This is a genomic window from Arthrobacter sp. NPDC080073, from assembly GCF_040686575.1.
Taxonomy (GTDB): Bacteria; Actinomycetota; Actinomycetes; order Actinomycetales; family Micrococcaceae; genus Arthrobacter.
This window is the reverse complement of the sequence record NZ_JBFBKR010000007.1, coordinates 155,712-175,797: the sequence shown is the minus strand read 5'-3', so window position 1 is coordinate 175,797 and position 20,086 is coordinate 155,712. Positions and strand designations below refer to the sequence as shown.

Genomic DNA, 20,086 nt, shown 5'->3' with positions numbered 1-20,086 from the left:
GCTTCGGTGGTGGCGGTAGCGGCCGGGTTCATCAGCGTTGCTCACCATCGTCCCGGCCGCGCATACCGGCGTCGGGATCAACGCCTTCGGCTCCCGGATCGGTGACTGCGCGGTTCCCGGTCTCGATGGTCACTCCGGCGCGCGCCTGGTATTCGGCAACCAACGCAAGCAGCTCCTTCCCGCGCGGCCGGCGGCCTGGACGAATGTCGCAGGAGGCCACCTTGGATTCCTGGATCTGAACGTTGGGGTCCAGCGTCACGCCCAGCAAATCGTTGGCAGCGTCGCCGCTGACGACAGCATTGCTCCCCACTCCCCAGTGGTATGGCAGCCCGATCTGATGCACCGTGTGACCGCCGATTGCCAAAGGCGTCATCCGTTCAGTGACAAGCACCTTCGCTTCGATGGCGGACCGGGCCGAAATGATCGTTGCCCACCCGTAGGGTTCAAGACCGCGCTCAGCAGCCAATTCGGGCGAGACCTCGCAGAACATTTCCGGTTGCAGCTCCGACAGGTACGGCAACCAGCGGCTCATCCCTCCGGCCGTATGGTGCTCCGTGAGCCGGTACGTGGTGAAGACATACGGATAGACCTCTACGCCACTGGTACCGGCGCTTGGCGCGCTCAGGTTATCCGCGCGGGCGAAGAACAGCCGCGCCGGGCTCTGCTGCTGTGGGTAGAGCGCGTTTGCCACCGGAGATTCCTGAGGCTCGTAGTGGGTGGGAAGGGGCCCGTCCACGAGTCCCTTCGGCGCGAACAACCAGCCCTTACCGTCGGCCTGCATGATGAATGGATCATCTCCGCTGAGCGCGGCCGCACCACCGAGAGAAGGGTCGGGATGGCTGCCTGGTGCCCGATCAACCGGGAAGTCCGGCACATCGTCTCCGACCCATCGCCCCTGCTCCCCGTCCCACCAGACATATTTCTTCCGCTCGCTCCATGGGTTACCTGCCGGGTCGGCCGACGCCCGGTTATAGAGGATCCGGCGGTTGGCCGGCCAGGCCCAGCCCCATTCCGAAGCCGCGGGTCCCTGCTCACGGCCCGGCTTACGGTCGGCGGCATGGTTGATGCCGTCAGCGTACACACCGGTGTAGATCCAACAGCCGGCCGACGTGGAGCCGTCAGCGCGCAGCTCCGTATACGCGGAGAGTGGTTTGCCGGCATCAGGGCCTGCAAGGCGACGTCCGTTGATCTCGGCAAGCACCGCCTCGCCATCGGGCTCGCCGTGTTCGTCCGTGGGATAGTCCCAGGTCAGGTCGAGCAGCGGACGGTCGCGCTCGTCCTCGGAACCGGCCAGCTTCTCCCGGATCCGCTGACCCAGTTCAAAGAAGAACTGCAATTCGCTTTGGCACTCCCCTGGCGGCGCGACCGCCTGGTGCCGCCACTGCAGCAGGCGTTGCGTCTGCGTGAACGAGCCGGCCTTTTCCACGTGGGTTGCCGCCGGCAGGAAGAACACCTCGGTCTCGATGTCCTCGGTGCGCAGCTCCCCGGATTCGATCTCCGGACCATCCTTCCACCAGGTGGCCGATTCGATGAGGTTCAAGTCACGCACTACCAGCCACTTCAGATGCGACATGGCCAGACGTTGCATCCGTCCGTGAGCCGAACCCACTGCAGGATTCTGTCCGAGAAGGAAGTAGCCCTCGACTTCGTCCGCAAGCATGCCCATCACCGTCTCGTATGTACCGTGCGCGCCGGTCAACCTCGGAAGGTAGTCGTAGGCCCAGTCGTTTTCCGGGCGCGCAGCGTCACCCCACCAGGCCTTGAGCAGGCTGATGGTGTAAGCGTCGGCGTCAGCCCAATAACCCTTCTGCTTCTTGGACCCAATTGCTGCCAGATATTCATCGAGGGTGTCATGGCGGCCGGCGCTGGGCATTGGCAGATAACCGGGCAGCAGGTTGAACAGGGTCGGAATGTCCGTGGAACCCTGGATGCTGGCGTGGCCGCGCAGAGCCATGATTCCGCCGCCGGGGCGTCCCACGTTTCCAAGCAGAAGCTGCAGAATGGCGGCCGCCCGGATGAACTGCGCTCCCAAAGAGTGCTGGGTCCAGCCGACAGCGTAGGCGAAACAGGTTGTCCGGTCGCGCCCCGAGTTTTCCGTAATGGAACGGGCCAGATACTCGAAGTCCGCGACGTCGATGCCGCACATGTCCTGGACCATCTCCGCGGTGTAGCGAGAGTAATGCCGCTTCACGACTTGGAAAACGGTCCGGGGGTCCTGCAGCGTATCGTCACGCTGCACTTCCGCATGCTCCAAGGCCGGACCGCCGCTGCCGAACTGGTCGCCAGCGGCACGGCCCGTTGCGTCTGCGCCGTGTTCCGAACCGGGCCCCGGCTCACCGATGGCCCCATCATCCTTCGCCGCATAGGCCCAGGAGGACGTGTCATAGGCGCCCTTCTCCGGATCGAAGCCGGAGAACAGCCCGCCCAGATCCTCGGCGTCGCGGAAATCGTCATGGACCAGCGTGGCGGCGTTGGTGTACGCGCCGACGTACTCCTTGAACCAGAGGTCGTGGGTGATCACGTAGTTGATGAGCGCGCCCAAGAGCACAACGTCAGAGCCCGCCCGAATGGGAATGTGCTTATCCGCGACCGCTGACGTACGCGTGAACCGGGGGTCGATATGGATAACCTTCGCTCCGCGGGCCTTAGCCTCCGCCACCCACTGGTACCCCACGGGATGGCACTCGGCCATGTTGGAACCCTGAATGACGATGCAGTCGGCGTTGGCCATATCCTGCAGTGACTGCGTAGCACCACCGCGTCCAAACGAGGCTCCCAAACTGGGAACCGTGGCGGAGTGTCATATACGGGCCTGATTCTCGGTCTGCACCGCCCCTGCGGCCGTGAAGAGCTTCTTTATCAGGTAGTTCTCTTCGTTGTCCAAGGTGGCGCCGCCCAACGAAGCTATGCCCATCGTGCGGCGCAGCTGCCGCCCCTGGTCGTCTTCCTGCTGCCACGTCCTGCGGCGCGTATCGATGAACCGGTCCGCGACCATTTCGACTGCCGTAGCCAGGTCCAGGTGTTGCCATTCGGTGGAACGCGGCGCACGGTAGAGAACTTTAGTCTGCCGGCCAGGCGAGTTGACCAACTGCTCGCTGGCAGATCCCTTGGGGCAGAGCCGGCCGCGGGAAATGGGTGAATCCGGATCGCCCTCGATCTGGACAACCTTCTCGTCCTTGACGTAAACACGCTGCCCACAACCGACGGCACAGTAAGGGCACACGCTCTGCACAACGCGGTCGGCAGTGGCGGTCCGGGGCGCTATTGCTCTTGTCTTGGCCGAGGTTACCGACGGCCCACGGCCCAGCAGGTCGCCCGTGCTCACCTGCCGGATGACCGGCCATTGAAGAAAACTTCGCGGTGCCATTTCAGGAGCATAACCCAAAGCACGGCGGGAGTGACAGTACAAAGTCGGGCGCGTCATCGCCGCGATTCAGTAGCGCCGCGATTCAGTGGCAAGGTTCACGCTGGAGGGGCGAAGCAGGCGTGGGCGTCCGGAGAAAACGAAACCAGATGCCGGCGGCAGCGGATGCGCCGCCACGGTCGGGACTACCCCTCAATTTATAAGTGTGCTTACTATGTTCTCAGGCGTGAGGTTGCACTCCCTCCACCCCGCTGCACCGGAGGCGCAGGTTCCGCCCTTCGGCTCCCTCCGATCCCCACTTCATGTTCGATCCTCACGTTAGGAAGCACATCATGGCAGGAAATCTACTGGCCCGCTCTGTTCACGATCTGTCCGCGGCCGCCTGGTTCGGCGGCTCTCTGATGGGTGCCATCGGCCTGAACGGAGCCGCGGCTGAAGCCAGGGATCCTGCCGAACGCACCAGACTTTCGAGCCTCGGCTGGATGAAATGGGCGCCGGTTCAGACGGCGGCCTTTGCCACGCATCTTATTGCCGACCTGGCCATCGCGTGGGAGAACAAGGGCCGGATTGCCAAGCAGGACGGCGTGGGCGTCAATACCATATACAAGACCGCAGTCACTCTGGCTGGCGCGGCCGTGACGCTGTATGCGGGCACCCTCGGCAAGAAGGTCGAGAAGATGGCAAACGAAGGCGCCCACGGTGCCACCGAGCCCCGGGCGGGGGCATCGGAGGAGCTTCGGACAGCGCAGAAACAGTTGAAGTTGCTGCAGTTCGCCATTCCGGCGTTCGCCGCGTGGGTCATCGTGCTCGGAGCGAAGCACGGCGAGATGCAGCGGCCCAAAAACGTGCTCAAAGGTTTCCGCTGACGTCTGAAAGCCCTGCCGAGCGTGGAATCAACTGCGGGAAAAATGCGAGTGTTCCGGCTGCCGTCCGCACGGGCGCTCCACGCTGTACGGGTTCCTCTAATGACTCCGCCGCCACGATGCCTCTTTCACCATTCCGTTGCGGAGTCGGACCAAGCCGCGAACTCAGGCCGCCTCAAGGCGCTTCAACAACCCAGCATCGTGGCATAGTACGAAGTTCAAGCCAGCACTGACATCAGGACGGAGGCCGTGACGATGAGGGTTCAGCTCGGACCTTTGCCGGGCACCGTCCGGTTTGGACGTGTGCGCCTCATCGGCCGACTGACCCAGCCGACGGATGCTGTCTTCTGGAAGAGGCCGGTTCATGTCCATGCCCGATAGTACCAACGCATCAAGCAACATAGTTCGTTTATGGACAAGTCCGACATGCCACTGCTGTCACCACTCGGTGACATAATGAAATGGCGAAGGAGGACGTTTGACGAACATGGCCAGCATCGACACGCCCGCAGCTGCCGGCGCGATCATCCGCGCGCGGCGCCAGGAGCGCGGGCTCTCGCAACAGTCACTCGCGGAGTCCGCCGGGGTTTCACGGAAGTTCATCGTTGATCTCGAAGCCGGCCACGAACGGGCCGAACTCGGCAAGACCATGGCCGTCCTCCACACCCTCGGGCTCTCGCTAACCGCCTCCGACTCTATGCCCCGCGGCAGCGACTACGACCCCGCACGGCGGGACTACGCCGAAACGTTTACCCAGCTGATCAGCGCACGGGATTTCGAGTTCGCCATCAAGATGCTCGCCGACTACGCCACAGCATCCCTCAAAGCGGGACGGCCGTTGCTCCAGCGCAGCCCCCGGCTCAAGGACCCGCACTGGTCCGCCGCACTGGCCGGGATCACCAACTACACCGCGCACCGGCTCGGTCAACCCGCCCCGTCCTGGACCAGACGCGTCAAAGCCCTCAACGAAGGATGGATGCCTGCCGAGTCCTACCGGACCGTCAGGGAACCCATGAAGAAACTCACCATGTCCGAAACACCGGCCGAACTCGCCGCCCTCAACGTCTTCATCCGCGAACGCAGCCTGGCCACCGCATGAGCGGCGGGGAACTCAGCGCTGATCAAATCCGCGCACTCCTCCATGAACTCGGCAGGCGCCTGCAGGCCCAAGATGTTCAAAGTGACATCAAGCTCGTCGGTGGTGCCGCGCTGATCCTGCAAGGAATCGGCAACCGCCCCACCGCCGACATCGACGCCAGCTACGGCGACCCCGCCGCTGTCAACGCCGTCGTCACGGAAATGGCAGCTGACTACGATCTTGCGCCCGATTGGCTGAATTCCAACGCAGCGGCGTTCGTCCCCGACAACGCCACCTGGGTGACCCTGGAAGAACTGGGCGGTCTCACCATCCAGGCAGCGGACACCGAAACGCTCCTAGCAATGAAGATCGCCGCCGAACGGGACAAGGACTCCCCCGACATCGCCCGGCTCCTCCGCAGGCTCAACATCACGAACGCGAACGACGCCGTCGACCTCGCGTACGACAAATACGGCGAGCACTCCATCCCCCTCGCCGCAGGCAGGTACAACTACCTCATCGTCGTCGACGACGCCCTCGACACCGTCACCACCCTCGAACCCGACGAATAGATTCCCAGCAAGTTCCACGAGTTGTTGCATCCTGCATTCACGAATCATGACCGGCCGGTTTCGTCCGGAGACGCTTCTCGGGCACCCCTGTGGGGGAGCTCCATCTCCGGCAGGCGTTCGATGCCGGCGACGTGGCACCGCTCACCTCAGCCGACACGAAGGGTAACCTCCCGCCATTGACAGAAGAACCTGCAAGTCCCGGCGCATATTCTGAGATCAGCCGTATCCGATCCTGAAGGAAGCCATGCCCGACACCTCACGTCCCTTGCGCAAACTTGGATTCCTCACTATCGGCCTGTTCGATCCGGCGGATCCCGCCTCGGGCCACGAATCCACTTTGCAGATCATCGAACTTGGCGAAGGCCTCGGATTCGACAGCGCGTGGCTGCGGCACCGTCATCTGCAGTTCGGCATCTCCTCCCCCGTCGCGATGTTGGCCGCCGCCAGCCAGCGCACCTCACGGATTGAGCTTGGAACCGCCGTAACCCCGCTGGGCTGGGAAAACCCCCTGCGCCTGGCCGAAGACCTGGCCACCGTGGATCTGCTCGCCGGGGGACGCATCAATCCGGGGCTGAGCGTGGGCGAACCAATGCACTACGACACAGTGAAACACGAGCTGTACCCGGATTCCTCCGAGTTGGAGGATTTCAGCTACGGGCGCCTGAACCGATTTGCCCGTCTGATCGCGGGGGAAAAGGTGCGGGACTTTTCCGGCAGGCAGGGTGTAGTGGAGGAATTCTCCAACCGGGTCGAGCCGCACTCTGCCGGGCTCCGGGATCGCCTTTGGTATGGGGCGGCCAGCAGGAAGTCGGCCGTCTGGGCCGGGGCAAACGGCTTCAATCTGCTCTCCAGCAGCGTCATCTTTCCGGAAGCGGATCAGGAACCCGACTTTGCCCGAATCCAGCAGTCACAGATTCGTGCCTTCCGTGAAGCCGCTGAAACGTCCGCCCAGGCGCACGGACAGGCCCGTGTGTCGCAGGGCCTGGTGGTGATCCCAACAGATTCGGCTTCGCCGGGTCAGCGGGCGAAATACCAGCGGTATGTTGAAGAACGCACTCCCCGCACACGGGCGCCGCAGGGGGCAAGAGGCATGCTGTTCGCCGCGGACCTGATCGGTACCAGCGACGAGATCGCCGAACAGCTATACGCACACGCAGGATTTCAGGAAGTCGACGAGGTGGCGTTTGCGCTGCCCTTCAGCTTCGACCATGAGGATTACATCCAGATCCTCACCGACATAGCCAGCAAACTCGGTCCAGCCCTGGGATGGGTTCCAGCTGAAGTCCGGCGCGACCCGCAGTAGGCGTCGCGGCCTACAATCGGCCACACGTCGGGCAGGTGCATGTGAAACCACCCCTGCCCGACACCGGATCCCAAACACCGACACCCCGCGCCGGATCTTAAGCACTACGGACCCGAACTACGACAACCACCTAGGAGCTCAACTGTGCGGTAGCCTTTCGTCCCATGGTCGATGCGAAGCGATTCCAAGTACTCCTTCAGGAGGAACGTGACCGCAAGGTTGCGCTCTTGAGAGCCCTCCGTGGGGACATCACTTCGGTAAACGTCGCCAGGCAGGACGCGAACGTCGATGACGAACACGATCCGGAAGGGAGCACGATCGCCTTCGAACTTTCCCAGGCTTCCGCACTCATGGAGCAGAGCCGGGTGGGCCTGGAACAGATCGAGGCCGCTTTGCTGCGAATTGCCAACGGGAATTACGGACTGTGCGCCGTGTGCGGCAAGCCCATCGCGGAGGGGCGCCTGGAGGCAAGGCCTTGGACTCCGTATTGCATAGAGCACGCATCCGGTCGGAGCTAAGCCAAGGCGAATACCCCTCCCGCGACTCGTTCCAGGAGATGGCCCAGAGCATCGCCGACTGGGGCTACGTCGTGCTGGCGCCGAACGTTTTCTACCGTGAAGGATCAGTGGCCGAGCTCGCCCCGGCCGTGGACATCTCCGCCCAGGAAGGCAGGGAAGCGGCGGGCCAGGCTGCCTTCCCCCGGGTTGGCCGCCTGACACCGGAAAGGCGCTGCAGGACATCAATGCATGATCAATGCGTGGGTGTCCGCGCTTGCCGTCCGCACCGCCACGTCCCACGCGGACGTTGTGTCGAGTAGAGCCTACAGCTCCTGGAAGTGCCGCTCGGTGGCCGCCGGGTTGAAGGCGGAGGTGTCTGCCATGGTGTAGCCGCGCGGCGCCCCTGCATAGATTTCGTTTGACGCCTCAAGCCCTGCGGCCTGTAAGGCTTCGCCGAGCCGAGCGACGGCGTGCGGTGCCATGCTGCGGTCATTGTCCGCGTGGCCGAATACGAACCGGGCCCGTGCATTGCCAAGCTTCAGATGCGGGCTATCTGAAAGGCTGACCCCGGTCGCCGCCCGAAGCCGGATTGGCACTTGCGGACGTTCGGCGGCACAAGTTTTTCACCGGTTGGGCACAAGTCACGGCGCCTTCCCGGTCCAACGCTGATCGAGCAGCATCCATGAAGACGAAACAACACACTGACGGCAAGCGGTCCCCCAACGGCATTCGACCGGCCAGCCAGCGGAGGCTGGTCCAAGGTCAAGTCAGTGTCCTGTCTTATGCGCGATCACACCGGCTGCGGAACGATTCGAATGCACGGCTTGGGCTCCTTCCAATCGCCAAAGATCTCCCGGGCCTCGTTGTTCGGGACGGAGCCGGCGATGATCACGTCCTCGCCCTGCTTCCAGTTGACCGGCGTCGCCACCCGGTGCTTCGCAGTGAGCTGAAGCGAGTCAACGACGCGAAGTACTTCGTCGAAGTTGCGTCCGGTCGTCATGGGGTAGACGAGGATCAGCTTGATCTTCTTGTCCGGCGCGATGACGAACACGTTGCGGACGGTCTGGTTGTCCGCGGGCGTGCGGCTCTTGGCGTCCCCTGACGTGGTTGCCGGGAGCATGCCGTAAAGCTTCGCCACCGTGTAGTCCTCGTCGCCGATCACGGGGTAATTGGGGCGAGTCCCCTGCGTTTCTTCGATATCGGCGCCCCACCGTTCGTGATCAGCTGTCGAGTCCACGGACAAGCCGATGATCTTGACTCCGCGCCGGTCGAACTCGGGCTTGATCTTGGCCATGTAGCCGAGCTCGGTCGTGCAGACCGGGGTGAAGTCCTTCGGGTGCGAGAACAGCAACCCCCACGCGTCACCGAGCCAGTCATGGAAGCGGATGTCTCCGGCTGTCGTCTTGGCGGAGAAATCGGGTGCGATCTCACCGAGTTGCAGTCCCATCGTGTCCTCCTGAGTATTGTGATGTGACGACGGCCAATTGGCTCCCCGTCACTTCTCACGCTACGGCGCCCCTGTTCCCCCACCGTTCCCCCGACTACCATGAGGGCATGAAGACGTGCGCCGTCGTCATGCTGGGCACCTTCCGTGTCGTTGTTGACGGCCGGACTGTTCCAGCGGAGGCATGGAATCGCACCAAGGCCGCAGGGCCCGTCAAGATCCTCGCACTCGCGGAAGGGCACCGGCTGCATAGGGATGTCGTCGCCGATCTGCTCTGGCCCGATCTCAGCGCACAAGCTGCTGCTTCGAACCTACGCAAGGCAATACATTTTGCTCGCGCTGCCCTCGGCTCGTCCGAGGCTGTGCAAGCGCGCGGCGACTTGCTGTTTCTACTGCCCGACGCCGAGGTCTCCATTGACGCGGAACGGTTCGAAGCGAGCGCGCGTGACGCGCTCGCCTCATCTGCGGGGACGTCCAAGGCGCTCGCCTTGTATGGAGGAGACTTGCTTCCTGATGATCGATTCGCCGTGTGGGCCGAGGATCCCGCGATCGGCTGCGCACGCTTACCTGAGTTTGCTCAAGGCCGCAGCTCGGTGGGACGAGGTGGTGCAGGCCGAGCCAACAGATGAGGACGCCCACCGGGCGATCATGGTTCGCGCACTCGGCGCCGGTGATCGTCAGGGCGCGATCCGCCAGTTCGAGCGACTCTGTCGGCATTTGCGGGCAGACTTGGGCGTCGGCCCAGGGGCGGCGACGGTCGCGATCTACGAGGAGGCCATCGCCGAGGACAGCCGGCGTGCGGAGAACCGTACGCGGGCGACGTTGGCGCGAGCACTCATCGCCCTGAACAGCGGCGACCTCTCCGAAGCCACCTCATACGCCCGGCATGCGCGCGAGCTGGCCATGGTAGCGAACCTAGGCCGAGAGATCGGCGAGGCTAGCGCAGTGCTGGCGATCGCGGCGAACATGCAGAACCGATGGCCCGAGATGTTCGAGGCCGAGTTCGTGGAATTCACACGACACGATTCCGAGCGCTCAGGCTACATTCTCGACGCTCAGTTGTGTATCGCGGAGTTCTGCCTGGCCGGACGGGCATCGGAACTTTGCGCGGCGAGTAAAGCGTCTGCGCACCATCGCCGAGCGAGCAGGCTCGGTGCGCGGTCAGGCCATCGCCGACCTGTTACTGGGCGAAGCGGTACTGTTCTCCGGTGAACTCGGCGACGCGCGCAGCCTGCTCCAGTCGGCGCTCGAGCTGCACCGGCGGGCCGGGGCCCGGTCCGGCGAGATCGTGACACTGCAACGACTGGCTGAGGTTGACCTCACGCAGGATCGGACCGAGGAGGCCGCTCGGGCAGCCAGTCGCGCTTTGCCTGCCGCCGCGTCCACGTGGCTTGAGCCACACCTGGTTGTACGCCTGTACGGGGTGCTCGCTGAGGCAGCCAGTTCTCCGGCGCAAGCGGTCCACATCATCGAGCGAGCCGACGCTGCTCTGGCCGGTAGGAGCGTCTGTCCGCCGTGCTCGATGGGTTATCAAGTCGCCGCAACGAGGAGTTACGCACTGGCGGGTAAGCTGGACGCCAGCGGCCGCCGTCTCGCCCAGGCCGAACAGCTCGCCGGCATGTGGCCTGGCGGACCAAGGCACGCCGCACTCTGGGAAGCACGAGCCGTCCTGCGCCGCGCGGAGGGTCAGGAGAATCAAGCCATCGCCCTGTTTCGGGAGGCGGCGGATAGTTTCGCCCAACTCGGCAGGCGCCAAGACGAGCAACGCTGCCTCGCACGAGCAGCACAGAGATCGCTAACGACGACCCGGAAATCTCTTGCCGGCTAGGCGGTATTCAGTGCAACGTATCCAACTGTTAGGCGAGGCCTACCGCCCCTAGGAGGTGTTCGGGAGGCGGTAGCCCTGAGCCCGGCGGCGCGGAGGACCTTCGTTCGGACGCACCGCCTAGGCGGAGTAAGCGTGCGGAACGTCATATCCCGTGGCCCATGGGAGGAGCCGCGGTGCGGGGTGCGGCCCGTCGGATAGCCAGTCGTTGCCGATCTCGGTGGCCTTGGCGGCGTGCAGGACGAGCTGGGCAGCGAGGGCTGAGCCGGTGATTTTTGCGTAAGCGAGGGCGGTTTCACCGACAGTCTCGGTGTGCTATAGAAGCGGCAAGAGATGTGCGGAGGTGACGTTGCTGAGCTCACCGACGCGTTCGCCGTCCAGCCGGACTTCGACAAATGGACGCTCCGTACCGTTCTTGAGAGTGCGGGCCACCTTGTGGAGGCTGACCAGTAGGAGGCCGACCCCTTCAGGCGGCACGTGGTTGCAAAGGATGTCGAAATGTTTCTCTTCCTTCAGGACTTGAATCGCAGATCCCCACGGGACAAGAGTGCCGACGCCCGCCGGGGGTTGGTTGAGCGGGGCGATCAGCTCCGGCTCCGGCAGGGCAACGGTGACCCGGGCTTGGAGCCGGTCGCCGCCGTCGTACGCCCAGATGCGGGCCGTCGTAGCCGCAGCGAGCCCGCTGGCAATAATTCTCCTGACGGGTTGCGCGTAGCGGATCGCGTCTTCGCGACTGAGATAGCCGAGGACCTGGTTCCGCCACCGGACGCTGATGGCATTCACGTCGTAGGGGTTATCCGGTTCGGCCACAAGTTCGACCTGGACGCCTGAAGCTTCACTGTCGCTCCGAAGAGCGGTCGGCGCTTTACTGGCGCGGAGCGCGGCTTTGATCCCCGGACTGTACGCGTGCTCGCCCACGACTTCGACGTTCGGCCATTCCGGACGGCCGAGCGACACGCGGTACAGCTGGCTTGAAGAAACGGGCCGGATGACCGGCGAAACTGGTGTCTGCCCTTCAACAGCGAGGTGGTGTGGCACGGACTGATGCGCCGGTTCCGCAATAAGGGAACCGGGACCTGCGATTGGTTGCCCGCCGATGACTGGCCTCGATACCCAGGTCGCGTCCTCCCAGGCCTGCCTGTCACGGCGCCGCTTCCGCAGCAGGAACATCAGCCCGGCCAGCAGGAACCCTGCGGGCGAGGATACCGTCACAATCAGCACCAGCATCCCGAACAAAGTCCACTGCACATACGTCCCGGCCTTCTCCAGCCCCGGAACACCGCGGCCGCCCGTGGTGAGCTTAGCCGGGCTCTGACCGGCACGTTCCAGGACCCGTGCGGCCTGTCCCAAGGTCAGGTGCATCAGGCTCGGGCGCTTTCCCGTTGCCCGAGCAACGGCGGCGCGAACGAAATCGCGCTGAAACTTCGACGCCGGGGCCGTTCCATCGGGAGCGAGGAGCTCCCGCCAGGCCTCATCGCTGATGATCTGGCGCACGACTTGGCGACGAGTCGGTTGGGACGCCGGAGCGCCGGACCTCCGGGTCGACCTGTGGTTGAGTTGGTAGTCACATATGAGACTCCCGTTCCAGGGATCCTGACCGTGCTCGTAGTACGGCCTGTGGTCGACTTCGTCACCCGGAACGGACCTGCTCCAACACTCGCGCTCACCCCGCGCTTGGACGCCGTGATCCTCACAGGCCCGAAGCTCTTCGACTTGCGGTAACGGAACCCCAATGCGCACCCCCAAAATAGGAAATCACGAGGAAGCAGTTTCCCCCGTACGGGAGATTCTAAGCTCCATGGAGTCGTGAATCCGGGTTATCCGAACTGAATGAGACCGACGGGAGTTAGGCGACTTCGTTTTCGACACCGGGCTGGCCGGCGCGGATCCGCCCAGCCCTTTGCGTCATAGGTTAGCTGTGCCAGCCGGGAGCGGTCCCGTTGTACGCGCCGACGTAGGCGTCATCGTCGATAACAGCTGCTGCACGGCCCACGCGGTCGTGCTACTTCGTCCTCCTTTGTCACTTACCGCTGTATACCGGGAAAGCGGCGTGCTCACCGTAGTCCACGTACTGCAGCTCGCGCAGGGCGGCCATGTCGCCACCGGCGATGACAAAGTCGACCTCGGTGTTGGAACGCATGTGCTCGGGGTTCGCGGTCTTCGGCAGCGACACCGCACCCAGCTGCAGCGTGTACCGGATGCACAGCTGCGGCACCGTCACCCCGTACTTACCCGCCATCGCCCAGACCTCGGCCTTCTTCAGGATTTCCCCGTGGGCGATGGGCGATACCTTGTCGTCGTCGATGAACCAGGTGCCCAGGCCGAGCTTGGGAATCTCGACGCCGTTGGCCAGGTTGTAACTCTCGTTCAGGATGCTCATGCCTTCTCTCCGTTCTTCTGCAGTTCTCCGTACACCTCGTCAGTGACGGGCTCGAGCCATTCGTTGCTGACGTTCTCGCTCGGAGTGATGAAGGCCAGGTGGGAGAACCACGAGTCGACCTTCGCGCCGTGCCAGTGTTTCGTCCCGGCCGGGACGTGGATCACCGTTCCCGGCTCCAGGCTCACGGGGTCCTGGCCCTCGGCCTGGTACCAGCCGCTGCCCGCCGTGCAGAGCAGGATCTGGTCACCGCCGCCATCGGTGCCGTGGTGGATGTGCCAGTTGTTCCGGCATCCTGGCTCGAAGGAGACATTGCTGACGGGAACCTTCCCGCCAGCCAGCGGGGCCCGGTAGCTCTGGCCGATGAAGTACTGCGCGAAGGCGTCGTTGGAAGCTCCGAGCGGGAAGATCTGCTCGAATTCATTGTCAGTCATGGAGGTTGTCCTTCTGCTGCGATCAGTGGTTGACGTACGCCATGTGCTCGGCGTTGTAGCGGTCGCCGCGTATTCCGATGCGCCGGGCGAGGCTGTCGAGGTCGGCGCGCTCGTCCGCGGAGAGGGCAAGCTGCGTGGCCGTCGCATTCTCCCGGATGCGCTCGGTACGTCGAGTGCCGGGAATCGGTACGATCCACGGCTGCTGCGCCAGCAACCAGGCCAAGGCGATCTGGCCCGGCGTCGAGCCCTTTGCCTCGGCCAGGCTCTTGACGTGGTCAACGAGTTTCTGGTTCGCGGCGAGATTCTCGGCCTGGAACCGCGGAACACGCCGACGGATGTCGCCCTCGGCGAAGGCGGTGGATGCGTCCACGGTGCCGGTAAGGAAGCCCTTGCCGAGGGGGCTGAACGGTACGAAGCCGATGCCGAGCTCTGCCAGGGTCGGCAGCACCTCCGCCTCGGGATCCCGTGTCCAGAGCGAGTACTCGCTCTGGACCGCGGTGACCGGGTGCACGGCATGAGCGGCGCGGATCGTGGCGGCGGAGGCCTCGGAGAGGCCGAAGTGCTTCACCTTGCCTTCGGCGATCAGCTCGCCGACAGCACCGGCGACATCTTCAATCGGCACGTCGGGATCGACGCGATGCTGATAGAACAAGTCGATCACATCCGTACGCAACCGTTTCAACGACGCCTCGGCGACGCGTCGGATCTGCTCTGGCCGGCTGTCCAGCCCGACACTGTGTCCATCCTGGATGTCCCAGCCGAACTTGGTGGCAATCACGACCCGGTCGCGGATCGGCTCAAGCGCCTCACCGACGAGCTCCTCGTTGACGTACGGCCCGTAGACCTCGGCCGTGTCGAAAAACGTCACGCCCTCATCGACGGCCGAGCGAAGCACAGAAATCATCTCGTCGCGATCGCCGGGGTTCGGTCCGTAGCTCTGGGACATACCCATTGCGCCGAGCCCGATCGCCGAGACCTCAAGGCCCTGGCCAAGTGTTCTGATGTGCATGATCAGTCCTTCGTAGTAGTCGTGTCATCAAGCACGTGGCGCGACGGCCACGCGGTCACAGTGGCGGCGAGGCTGGCCAACAGCTGGAGCCGTTGCTCGCTCGGCGAACCGGACTCTGCGGTGTAAATGAGGAACGAAAGCCCCGGCTCGGCAGTAAGCTCCAAACCCTCATACGTCAGGGTGAGGTCGCCGACCTCGTGGTGGTGAAAATCCTTTGTACCCGAGCCGTGGCGGCGGACGTTGTGCGCACCCCACCGCCTACGGAACGCATCGCTGCAGGTGGAGAGTTCACCGACAAGGTCATGCAACTGCTTGTCACGAGGATCATGACCGGCCTCCGTGCGCAAGATCGCCACGGTGACGTCTGCGGCCGCTTCCCAGTCCGGGTAGAAGGACTTGGCGCGCTCGTCGAGGAAGCAATAACGGGCAAGGTTCCCCTCCCCGGGCCCGTCAAAGACTTCATCGTAGAATGCGCGGCCCAGGGCATTGGTCGCCAGGATGTCCAACCGCCCGTTGCGTACGAATGCCGGGCCGTTCACGATGACGTCCAGCGCTCGTGTCAGGCTATCCCGGGCCACCCACGTCTTCGGCTTGCGCCGGCGCACGGGCTGCGCGCCACCGTTTGCCGCTCGCGCGAGATCAAAAAGGTGCTCGCGCTCGGCATCGTCGAGCTGCAGAGCTCGTGCCACCGACTCCAGCACAGAGTCTGACACTCCTAGGAGGTTCCCCCGCTCGATCTTGGCGTAGTACTCCGGGCTCACGTCCGCGAGCATCGCGACCTCGCCCCGCCTCAAGCCCGCCACTCGACGGTGCCCCGAGACCGCAAGTCCGGCCTGCTCGGGGCTGAGATTGGCCCGACGGGACATGAGGAACTCCCGTGCTTCGTCTCTGGTATCCATGCAGACAACGCTATTTCGGCGACCGCTTCGGAGGGAGTCCCCACTAGTACACCCTTCACTGGAGACTCCCTCCCCCGGCCGGCTTTGCGATGGACTGGACTCGTCCAATCAACCACGAAAGAGTAAGACCATGAGCACCAAAGAACAGAACACCGGCTGGAGCGGTGGAAAGAACGCCTTCGGCGACTTCGCGCCCGGAATGGTCCATTACACCGACAAAGTCCTCTTCGACGAGGTCTGGGAACGCACGGACCTGAACAAACGCGATCGCAGCCTGATCACCGTCGCGGCGCTGACCGCCCTGGGCAAGATGGACCAGCTGAAATTCCACCTCGGCTTCGCCCGCCAGAACGGAATCACCGCGGACGAGCTGAAGGAGGCCCTCCTGCACCTGGCGTTCTACTCCGGCTGGCCCAACGGTATGGGCGCGATAAACGTATTCAAGGGCATCATCGAGGAAGAGAACTGAGGATTCACCGCTGTTTGTAGGACCAGGGCTGGACGCGTTGCGTGGCGATCTGGCAGGCCATGGCTCCGCCGACGGTTCCACTTCCAGCCCAAGCGTTCGGCAATCCGGGCGGTCCGGTCCTGTGCTGGCTCGGCATTGCGGGCTTTCTGATCTGCTCCCGAGGGACCTTGCTGGCCGTCGACCCACTGCTCCAGGCGGTGTGGTCCGGGGTCACGGTCACACCGGCCGATCATGCTGGACGGAAGCACAACCCCGCACCACCACCGGCACCACCCTGGCCAGCCTGTTCAAACTCTGCAACAACAACGGCACCTGGACCCAGCTCACCGCCGACCTCTCCGCCTACAAAGGCCAGACCATCACCCTCTGGTTCAACGTCCACCCGACGGCTCCAGCCCCGCCGACGACACCTGGATGTACCTCGACGACATCACCCTCACCAACAGCTGAATTGCTGGATCTGACCTGTCCGCCGGGGACTGTTCGTTTAACGGTGGATTCGGGATTGGCATTTAGTTGATTCTTCCTTCGAAGGTGATGGCGAAGGCGTTGAGGGCCGGCTTCCATCGCATGGCCCATAGTGCCCTGCCTATACCGGCGCGGTCCAGTGCCCTGGTTGCCAGGTAAAGGCACTTCAGGGCTGCCTGCTCCGTCGGGAAGTGACCTCTGGCCCGGACCGAGCGCCGGTAGCGGGCGTTGAGCGATTCGATGGCGTTCGTGCTGCAAATGACCCCTTCAGCGATCCGGGAGATCGTGTCCTTCGAAACTCTCGCGCCGTAGACATCATCGAAGTGGGCTGCGATTTCCCCGGTCGTGAGCCCCTTCGCGCTCAGCGACAACACGATCTCGTCCACCCCGGTCAGGCGCCGCTGCCGTTTCTTGATGATCTGCGGCTCGAACGTCGAACCAGTGTCCCGCGGCACATCGATCTCTACCGGCCCGATCTCCGTCAGCACCGTCTTCGTGCGTGTGCCGTTGCATGAATTTCCGCTCCCGCGCCCGCCCGCATCGTGCTTCTCGTAACCAAGGTGGTCCTCCATATCCGCCTCCAGGGCGGTTTCAAGGACGTTTTTCGTTTGTCGGTTCAACAGCCCGTCGGGTCCGACGAGCCCAATTCCCTGCTCCCTGGCCTGGGCCAGAAGCTGCTGCGCCAACTCGTGCTGATCCACATCAGTCGCCATGGGACCCAGTGTTTCGCTCACAGTCAGTCCTCCCCGCCAGGCACGCTGCCCGGCGTGTCAGGCCAACCCTGAATCCACCGCTATTCAGACATTCCCGCTGGTGAATAATCCAACGCCGTTCGGCATCTGGAAAGCCTGACCGCTGGAAGACTCGGTGTACTCATTCCATTCCTGGCCCCCGGGCAAGCACAGTTGGTCACCCGAGGATGTTCGTGGATCCACATAGCCGTCGCCCATGAGAGTGGGCGGTTGGGGAGCCGGCGCAAGCCACGCCCACTGGCCAGACGGGCGTTCGCCAGTCGGTTCCACGGGTAGGGCCCAGATCACGTGCGTGGTTCATAATCGGGGGCTGAGATTGACTCGAATTCTCCTTGAGGACGCGCCGGAGCCTCGTGTCGAGCAGGCGGGCACACCCGCCCACCTGGGAGCGTGCAGCCTGTTCTCGCCTGGTGGGCGAAAAGCGTGCGTTAGTGTTCCCTCTGGCGCCAGATCCGCCCTGATCAACCTTCTGCGCGGAGGTTGGTCAGGGCGGCCTCGGACAGTGCCAGGAATCAGGGGCTGGTCCGCAGGGTTGCTTTTCTTAGCGTGCGATGATCGGGAGGGTCAGCCGGCTGGGCTGTGCAGGGCCGTGGTGAATGCGGTTCGTGGCCACGATCGCTTCGTCGATGGACTCGCCCGAGATGAAGCCGCCCGTGTTGGTGTTGCGGTCGAACCGGGGGAAGTTGCTGCTCGAGATGTCCAAGCGCAGGCGGTGCCCGGGCAGGAAGACGTTCGACGTGACACCCAGTTTCACGGTGACTTCGTAGACCTCGCCCGGGGTGAGCGGTGCCGGCTGGGAGAGGTCTTCCCGGTAGCGGAGGCGCAGCATCCCGTCGCAGAGGTTGAAGGCTCGGCCGTCCGGGAAGACGTCCACCAGCTTCGCCGTGATGTCCGTGTCCACCGCGCTGGAAGATACGAACACCTTCAGTTCGACATGACCGGTCACCTCAAGGGGTTCATCGAGGACTGGAGTGGTGTAACAGAGAATGTCTTCGCGCCCATCGACAACCGACTGATCCACGGGGCCGATCAGCCCTGGCTCCGCAGGGAGCAGTGCTCCGCCGGCGGTGGGGACGGGGTTGCGGGGGTCGTAGATGAACTGGTCGAGCGAATCCGCCGTGGGTGCGGCGACTCCCAGCGAGCCATCCCCGTGTCGCGTTACTGCTGAGCCGGCGCTGTTCAAAAAGTAGTCGGTGTATCGGGTGTCGGGTAGAGGCCAATCGACCTCGTCACGCCACTGGTCGATACCCATCACGAAGAGCCTCACCCGTGGCGCAGGTGTTGCCGGGCTGATGCCCCGGACGTGTTCATCGAAGAAGGCGATGTGCTCGGTGGAGATGTCGGTTTCGGCGAGGATGCCGAAATGCCGATCCGCATATCGGCCAGTGAAGCCCCCGTGATCCCAGGGGCCGATGAGCAGACGAGACTTTTCGCGGGCCTCTTCGGAGCCGCCCAGCGTCCGAACGCCGATAAACCCTTCGACTGTCCCGTTGATCTTCAAGTCGTACCAGCCGCCGATCGAGAGGACCGGCACGGTTACCTTCGACATGAACTCCGGAATGGACCAGTCCTGACCTGTCCAGTACTCGTCGAAGTCCGGGTGAGCGATCCAATCGTCGAACCAGCGGCCCGTGCCGTGGACCGGCAGATCAGCGAGCGGCGTGGCGTCGTTGAGCGCCAATGGATTAAGAAGCGAGGCCCCGATGCGGGCCAGCGCGGTCGGGTCCTGGCTCACACCCAAGGTCAGGTTCCGCTTCTCCTCCGCAGTGTACATCAACGCGTTCCACATCGTATCCAGGCTGAGCGACATCGCACCACCTTGCGAGTACCACAAGTTCGAATACCAGTCAGCGGCTGCAGCGGTAGGAGCGATTGCACGAAGCCCCGGGGTTTCATTGGTTGCCAGCGCCCACTGGACCATCCCGAGGTAAGAGGCTCCATACATGGCCACAGCTCCATCGGACCAGCTTTGCTCAAGCAGCCACGCGACGGTGTCCTGACCGTCCTCGACCTCATTGACCTTTGGCTCGAAAACTCCCTCGGAGGTGCCAGTTCCCCGTGCGTCCTGGATGACCACCGCGTACCCGGCATTCACCAGCTGCATCAGCGAGGGTGCAATGCTATTCTCGCTGCCGAAGTGGAAAGTCGCCCGCCTGTCGTACGGGGTACGGACCAGCAGCGTCGGTGCCTGACCCTCCAAAGGGCGCCACACATCTGCCACCAGTGTCACGCCGTCCCGGGTCTTCATAGCGACATTCGGTTCATATAAGTGCTTCATACGTCTCCTCATTGAGAACATGCCCGGCCCCGATTGGTGGCAGGGCGCCCAGCCCGGTTCGTACGCGCGGACTCTGTGAATCTCAATCAAAGAGTACGGTTTACGGTACGAATCGATGCCTGATCGTATCGTAGCGCATTCTTCCTTCAGGTTGGAGACATTTTGCCAACCAGTACTTGGTATCTGGCCGCCCGCGACCGAGATCGGCTGGGAGTTCCGCTGAAAACGTTGCTGGATGGCAGATGAACGGGTGTATTTGCTTGCAAATCCAGACGACCAGCGTGAATCCGGCGACCGCGACCTTGCAGGCAGATCAGATTGCCTGGCGGGGCTTGCCATTGAGCCCTTGCGTTTCGCCGCATGAGCGGATTCTATCTGTCCGCTTAATGCAACTACGGCCTGGAAGAAGTGCGGCGGTCCCGCAACGGACTACGGCCACACCCGTATCGGTTGT

General features: G+C 63.6%; 20 protein-coding genes. 10 read left to right on the top strand and 10 right to left on the bottom strand.

Annotation, left to right across the window (positions count from 1 at the left end):
- Positions 1 to 31 precede the first annotated feature (31 nt).
- Positions 32 to 3,367, bottom strand: a complete 3,336-nt coding sequence (fdh, locus tag AB0O52_RS10905; RefSeq protein ID WP_364537411.1) for a formate dehydrogenase — start codon at positions 3,365 to 3,367, stop codon at positions 32 to 34.
- Between the two features lie 329 nt (positions 3,368 to 3,696).
- Here fdh and AB0O52_RS10900 point away from each other — a divergent pair, with 329 nt between their 5' ends.
- The 6 genes from AB0O52_RS10900 to AB0O52_RS10875 all read left to right on the top strand — a co-directional run bounded on the left by AB0O52_RS10900 (position 3,697) and on the right by AB0O52_RS10875 (position 7,997).
- Positions 3,697 to 4,230: a hypothetical protein gene (locus tag AB0O52_RS10900; protein WP_364537409.1), complete on the top strand. Its 534-nt coding sequence runs from the start codon at positions 3,697 to 3,699 to the stop codon at positions 4,228 to 4,230.
- Between the two features lie 484 nt (positions 4,231 to 4,714).
- Positions 4,715 to 5,326 carry a type II toxin-antitoxin system Y4mF family antitoxin gene (locus AB0O52_RS10895; protein WP_364537407.1) on the top strand — a complete coding sequence of 204 codons (612 nt, stop codon included), beginning with the start codon at positions 4,715 to 4,717 and terminating at the stop codon, positions 5,324 to 5,326.
- Complete coding sequence (locus tag AB0O52_RS10890; RefSeq protein ID WP_364537405.1) at positions 5,323 to 5,877, top strand: DUF6036 family nucleotidyltransferase; 555 nt, start codon at positions 5,323 to 5,325, stop codon at positions 5,875 to 5,877. Before AB0O52_RS10895 ends, AB0O52_RS10890 begins: the two co-directional genes overlap by 4 nt.
- Before the next feature lie 244 nt (positions 5,878 to 6,121).
- Positions 6,122 to 7,180, top strand: a complete 1,059-nt coding sequence (locus AB0O52_RS10885; protein ID WP_364537403.1) for an LLM class flavin-dependent oxidoreductase — start codon at positions 6,122 to 6,124, stop codon at positions 7,178 to 7,180.
- A gap of 164 nt (positions 7,181 to 7,344) precedes the next feature.
- A complete protein-coding gene (locus tag AB0O52_RS10880) occupies positions 7,345 to 7,698 on the top strand; it encodes a TraR/DksA C4-type zinc finger protein (RefSeq protein WP_364537401.1) in 354 nt (117 codons plus the stop codon).
- Positions 7,668 to 7,997 (top strand): dienelactone hydrolase family protein, encoded by a 330-nt coding sequence (locus tag AB0O52_RS10875; protein ID WP_364537399.1) that lies wholly within the window; start codon positions 7,668 to 7,670, stop codon positions 7,995 to 7,997. The genes AB0O52_RS10880 and AB0O52_RS10875 overlap by 31 nt, the downstream gene beginning before the upstream one ends.
- Before the next feature lie 3 nt (positions 7,998 to 8,000).
- On the opposite strand, the gene AB0O52_RS10870 is transcribed toward AB0O52_RS10875, so the two are convergent.
- Positions 8,001 to 8,273, bottom strand: coding sequence for a dienelactone hydrolase family protein (locus tag AB0O52_RS10870; protein ID WP_364537397.1), 273 nt, complete (start codon positions 8,271 to 8,273; stop codon positions 8,001 to 8,003).
- 194 nt (positions 8,274 to 8,467) lie between these two features.
- A complete protein-coding gene (locus AB0O52_RS10865; protein WP_364537395.1) occupies positions 8,468 to 9,124 on the bottom strand; it encodes a peroxiredoxin in 657 nt (218 codons plus the stop codon).
- Between the two features lie 107 nt (positions 9,125 to 9,231).
- On the opposite strand from AB0O52_RS10865, the gene AB0O52_RS10860 reads away from it, so the two are divergent.
- From AB0O52_RS10860 to AB0O52_RS10850, 3 genes are read left to right on the top strand one after another with little or no spacing between them, the layout of a single operon-like run.
- Entirely contained in the window at positions 9,232 to 9,750 is a 519-nt protein-coding gene (locus AB0O52_RS10860; RefSeq protein WP_364537393.1) for a hypothetical protein, read from the top strand.
- Positions 9,728 to 10,333, top strand: a complete 606-nt coding sequence (locus AB0O52_RS10855; RefSeq protein ID WP_364537391.1) for a BTAD domain-containing putative transcriptional regulator — start codon at positions 9,728 to 9,730, stop codon at positions 10,331 to 10,333. The genes AB0O52_RS10860 and AB0O52_RS10855 overlap by 23 nt, the downstream gene beginning before the upstream one ends.
- A complete protein-coding gene (locus AB0O52_RS10850; protein WP_364537389.1) occupies positions 10,275 to 10,949 on the top strand; it encodes a tetratricopeptide repeat protein in 675 nt (224 codons plus the stop codon). Before AB0O52_RS10855 ends, AB0O52_RS10850 begins: the two co-directional genes overlap by 59 nt.
- Positions 10,950 to 11,261: 312 nt before the next feature.
- On the opposite strand, the gene AB0O52_RS10845 is transcribed toward AB0O52_RS10850, so the two are convergent.
- The 5 genes from AB0O52_RS10845 to AB0O52_RS10825 form a co-directional block, all read right to left on the bottom strand.
- Positions 11,262 to 12,440 carry an HIRAN domain-containing protein gene (locus AB0O52_RS10845; RefSeq protein WP_364537387.1) on the bottom strand — a complete coding sequence of 393 codons (1,179 nt, stop codon included), beginning with the start codon at positions 12,438 to 12,440 and terminating at the stop codon, positions 11,262 to 11,264.
- Between the two features lie 526 nt (positions 12,441 to 12,966).
- Complete coding sequence (locus AB0O52_RS10840; protein ID WP_364537385.1) at positions 12,967 to 13,326, bottom strand: hypothetical protein; 360 nt, start codon at positions 13,324 to 13,326, stop codon at positions 12,967 to 12,969.
- Entirely contained in the window at positions 13,323 to 13,757 is a 435-nt protein-coding gene (locus AB0O52_RS10835) for a cupin domain-containing protein (protein ID WP_364537383.1), read from the bottom strand. The genes AB0O52_RS10840 and AB0O52_RS10835 overlap by 4 nt, the downstream gene beginning before the upstream one ends.
- 22 nt (positions 13,758 to 13,779) lie before the next feature.
- Entirely contained in the window at positions 13,780 to 14,766 is a 987-nt protein-coding gene (locus tag AB0O52_RS10830) for an aldo/keto reductase (protein WP_364537381.1), read from the bottom strand.
- A gap of 2 nt (positions 14,767 to 14,768) precedes the next feature.
- Positions 14,769 to 15,665 (bottom strand): helix-turn-helix transcriptional regulator, encoded by an 897-nt coding sequence (locus AB0O52_RS10825; RefSeq protein ID WP_364537378.1) that lies wholly within the window; start codon positions 15,663 to 15,665, stop codon positions 14,769 to 14,771.
- Positions 15,666 to 15,795: 130 nt separating this feature from the next.
- On the opposite strand from AB0O52_RS10825, the gene AB0O52_RS10820 reads away from it, so the two are divergent.
- Positions 15,796 to 16,134 (top strand): carboxymuconolactone decarboxylase family protein, encoded by a 339-nt coding sequence (locus tag AB0O52_RS10820; RefSeq protein WP_364537375.1) that lies wholly within the window; start codon positions 15,796 to 15,798, stop codon positions 16,132 to 16,134.
- Between the two features lie 512 nt (positions 16,135 to 16,646).
- Here the strand turns inward: AB0O52_RS10820 and AB0O52_RS10815 are convergent.
- Complete coding sequence (locus tag AB0O52_RS10815; RefSeq protein WP_364537447.1) at positions 16,647 to 17,315, bottom strand: transposase; 669 nt, start codon at positions 17,313 to 17,315, stop codon at positions 16,647 to 16,649.
- Between the two features lie 580 nt (positions 17,316 to 17,895).
- Positions 17,896 to 19,632, bottom strand: a complete 1,737-nt coding sequence (locus AB0O52_RS10810) for a CocE/NonD family hydrolase (RefSeq protein WP_364537372.1) — start codon at positions 19,630 to 19,632, stop codon at positions 17,896 to 17,898.
- Positions 19,633 to 20,086: the final 454 nt, after the last annotated feature.

Excerpts from the sequence above, each read along its gene's own strand:
- AB0O52_RS10900 (WP_364537409.1), top strand. The coding sequence starts at position 3,697 with ATGGCAGGAAATCTACTGGCCCGCTCTGTTCACGATCTGTCCGCGGCC.
- AB0O52_RS10895 (WP_364537407.1), top strand. The coding sequence starts at position 4,715 with ATGGCCAGCATCGACACGCCCGCAGCTGCCGGCGCGATCATCCGCGCG.
- AB0O52_RS10890 (WP_364537405.1), top strand. The coding sequence starts at position 5,323 with ATGAGCGGCGGGGAACTCAGCGCTGATCAAATCCGCGCACTCCTCCAT.
- AB0O52_RS10885 (WP_364537403.1), top strand. The coding sequence starts at position 6,122 with ATGCCCGACACCTCACGTCCCTTGCGCAAACTTGGATTCCTCACTATC.
- AB0O52_RS10880 (WP_364537401.1), top strand. The coding sequence starts at position 7,345 with ATGGTCGATGCGAAGCGATTCCAAGTACTCCTTCAGGAGGAACGTGAC.
- AB0O52_RS10865 (WP_364537395.1), bottom strand. The coding sequence starts at position 9,124 with ATGGGACTGCAACTCGGTGAGATCGCACCCGATTTCTCCGCCAAGACG.
- AB0O52_RS10860 (WP_364537393.1), top strand. The coding sequence starts at position 9,232 with ATGAAGACGTGCGCCGTCGTCATGCTGGGCACCTTCCGTGTCGTTGTT.
- AB0O52_RS10840 (WP_364537385.1), bottom strand. The coding sequence starts at position 13,326 with ATGAGCATCCTGAACGAGAGTTACAACCTGGCCAACGGCGTCGAGATT.
- AB0O52_RS10835 (WP_364537383.1), bottom strand. The coding sequence starts at position 13,757 with ATGACTGACAATGAATTCGAGCAGATCTTCCCGCTCGGAGCTTCCAAC.
- AB0O52_RS10830 (WP_364537381.1), bottom strand. The coding sequence starts at position 14,766 with ATGCACATCAGAACACTTGGCCAGGGCCTTGAGGTCTCGGCGATCGGG.
- AB0O52_RS10825 (WP_364537378.1), bottom strand. The coding sequence starts at position 15,665 with ATGGATACCAGAGACGAAGCACGGGAGTTCCTCATGTCCCGTCGGGCC.
- AB0O52_RS10820 (WP_364537375.1), top strand. The coding sequence starts at position 15,796 with ATGAGCACCAAAGAACAGAACACCGGCTGGAGCGGTGGAAAGAACGCC.
- AB0O52_RS10815 (WP_364537447.1), bottom strand. The coding sequence starts at position 17,315 with ATGGCGACTGATGTGGATCAGCACGAGTTGGCGCAGCAGCTTCTGGCC.
- AB0O52_RS10810 (WP_364537372.1), bottom strand. The coding sequence starts at position 19,632 with ATGAAGCACTTATATGAACCGAATGTCGCTATGAAGACCCGGGACGGC.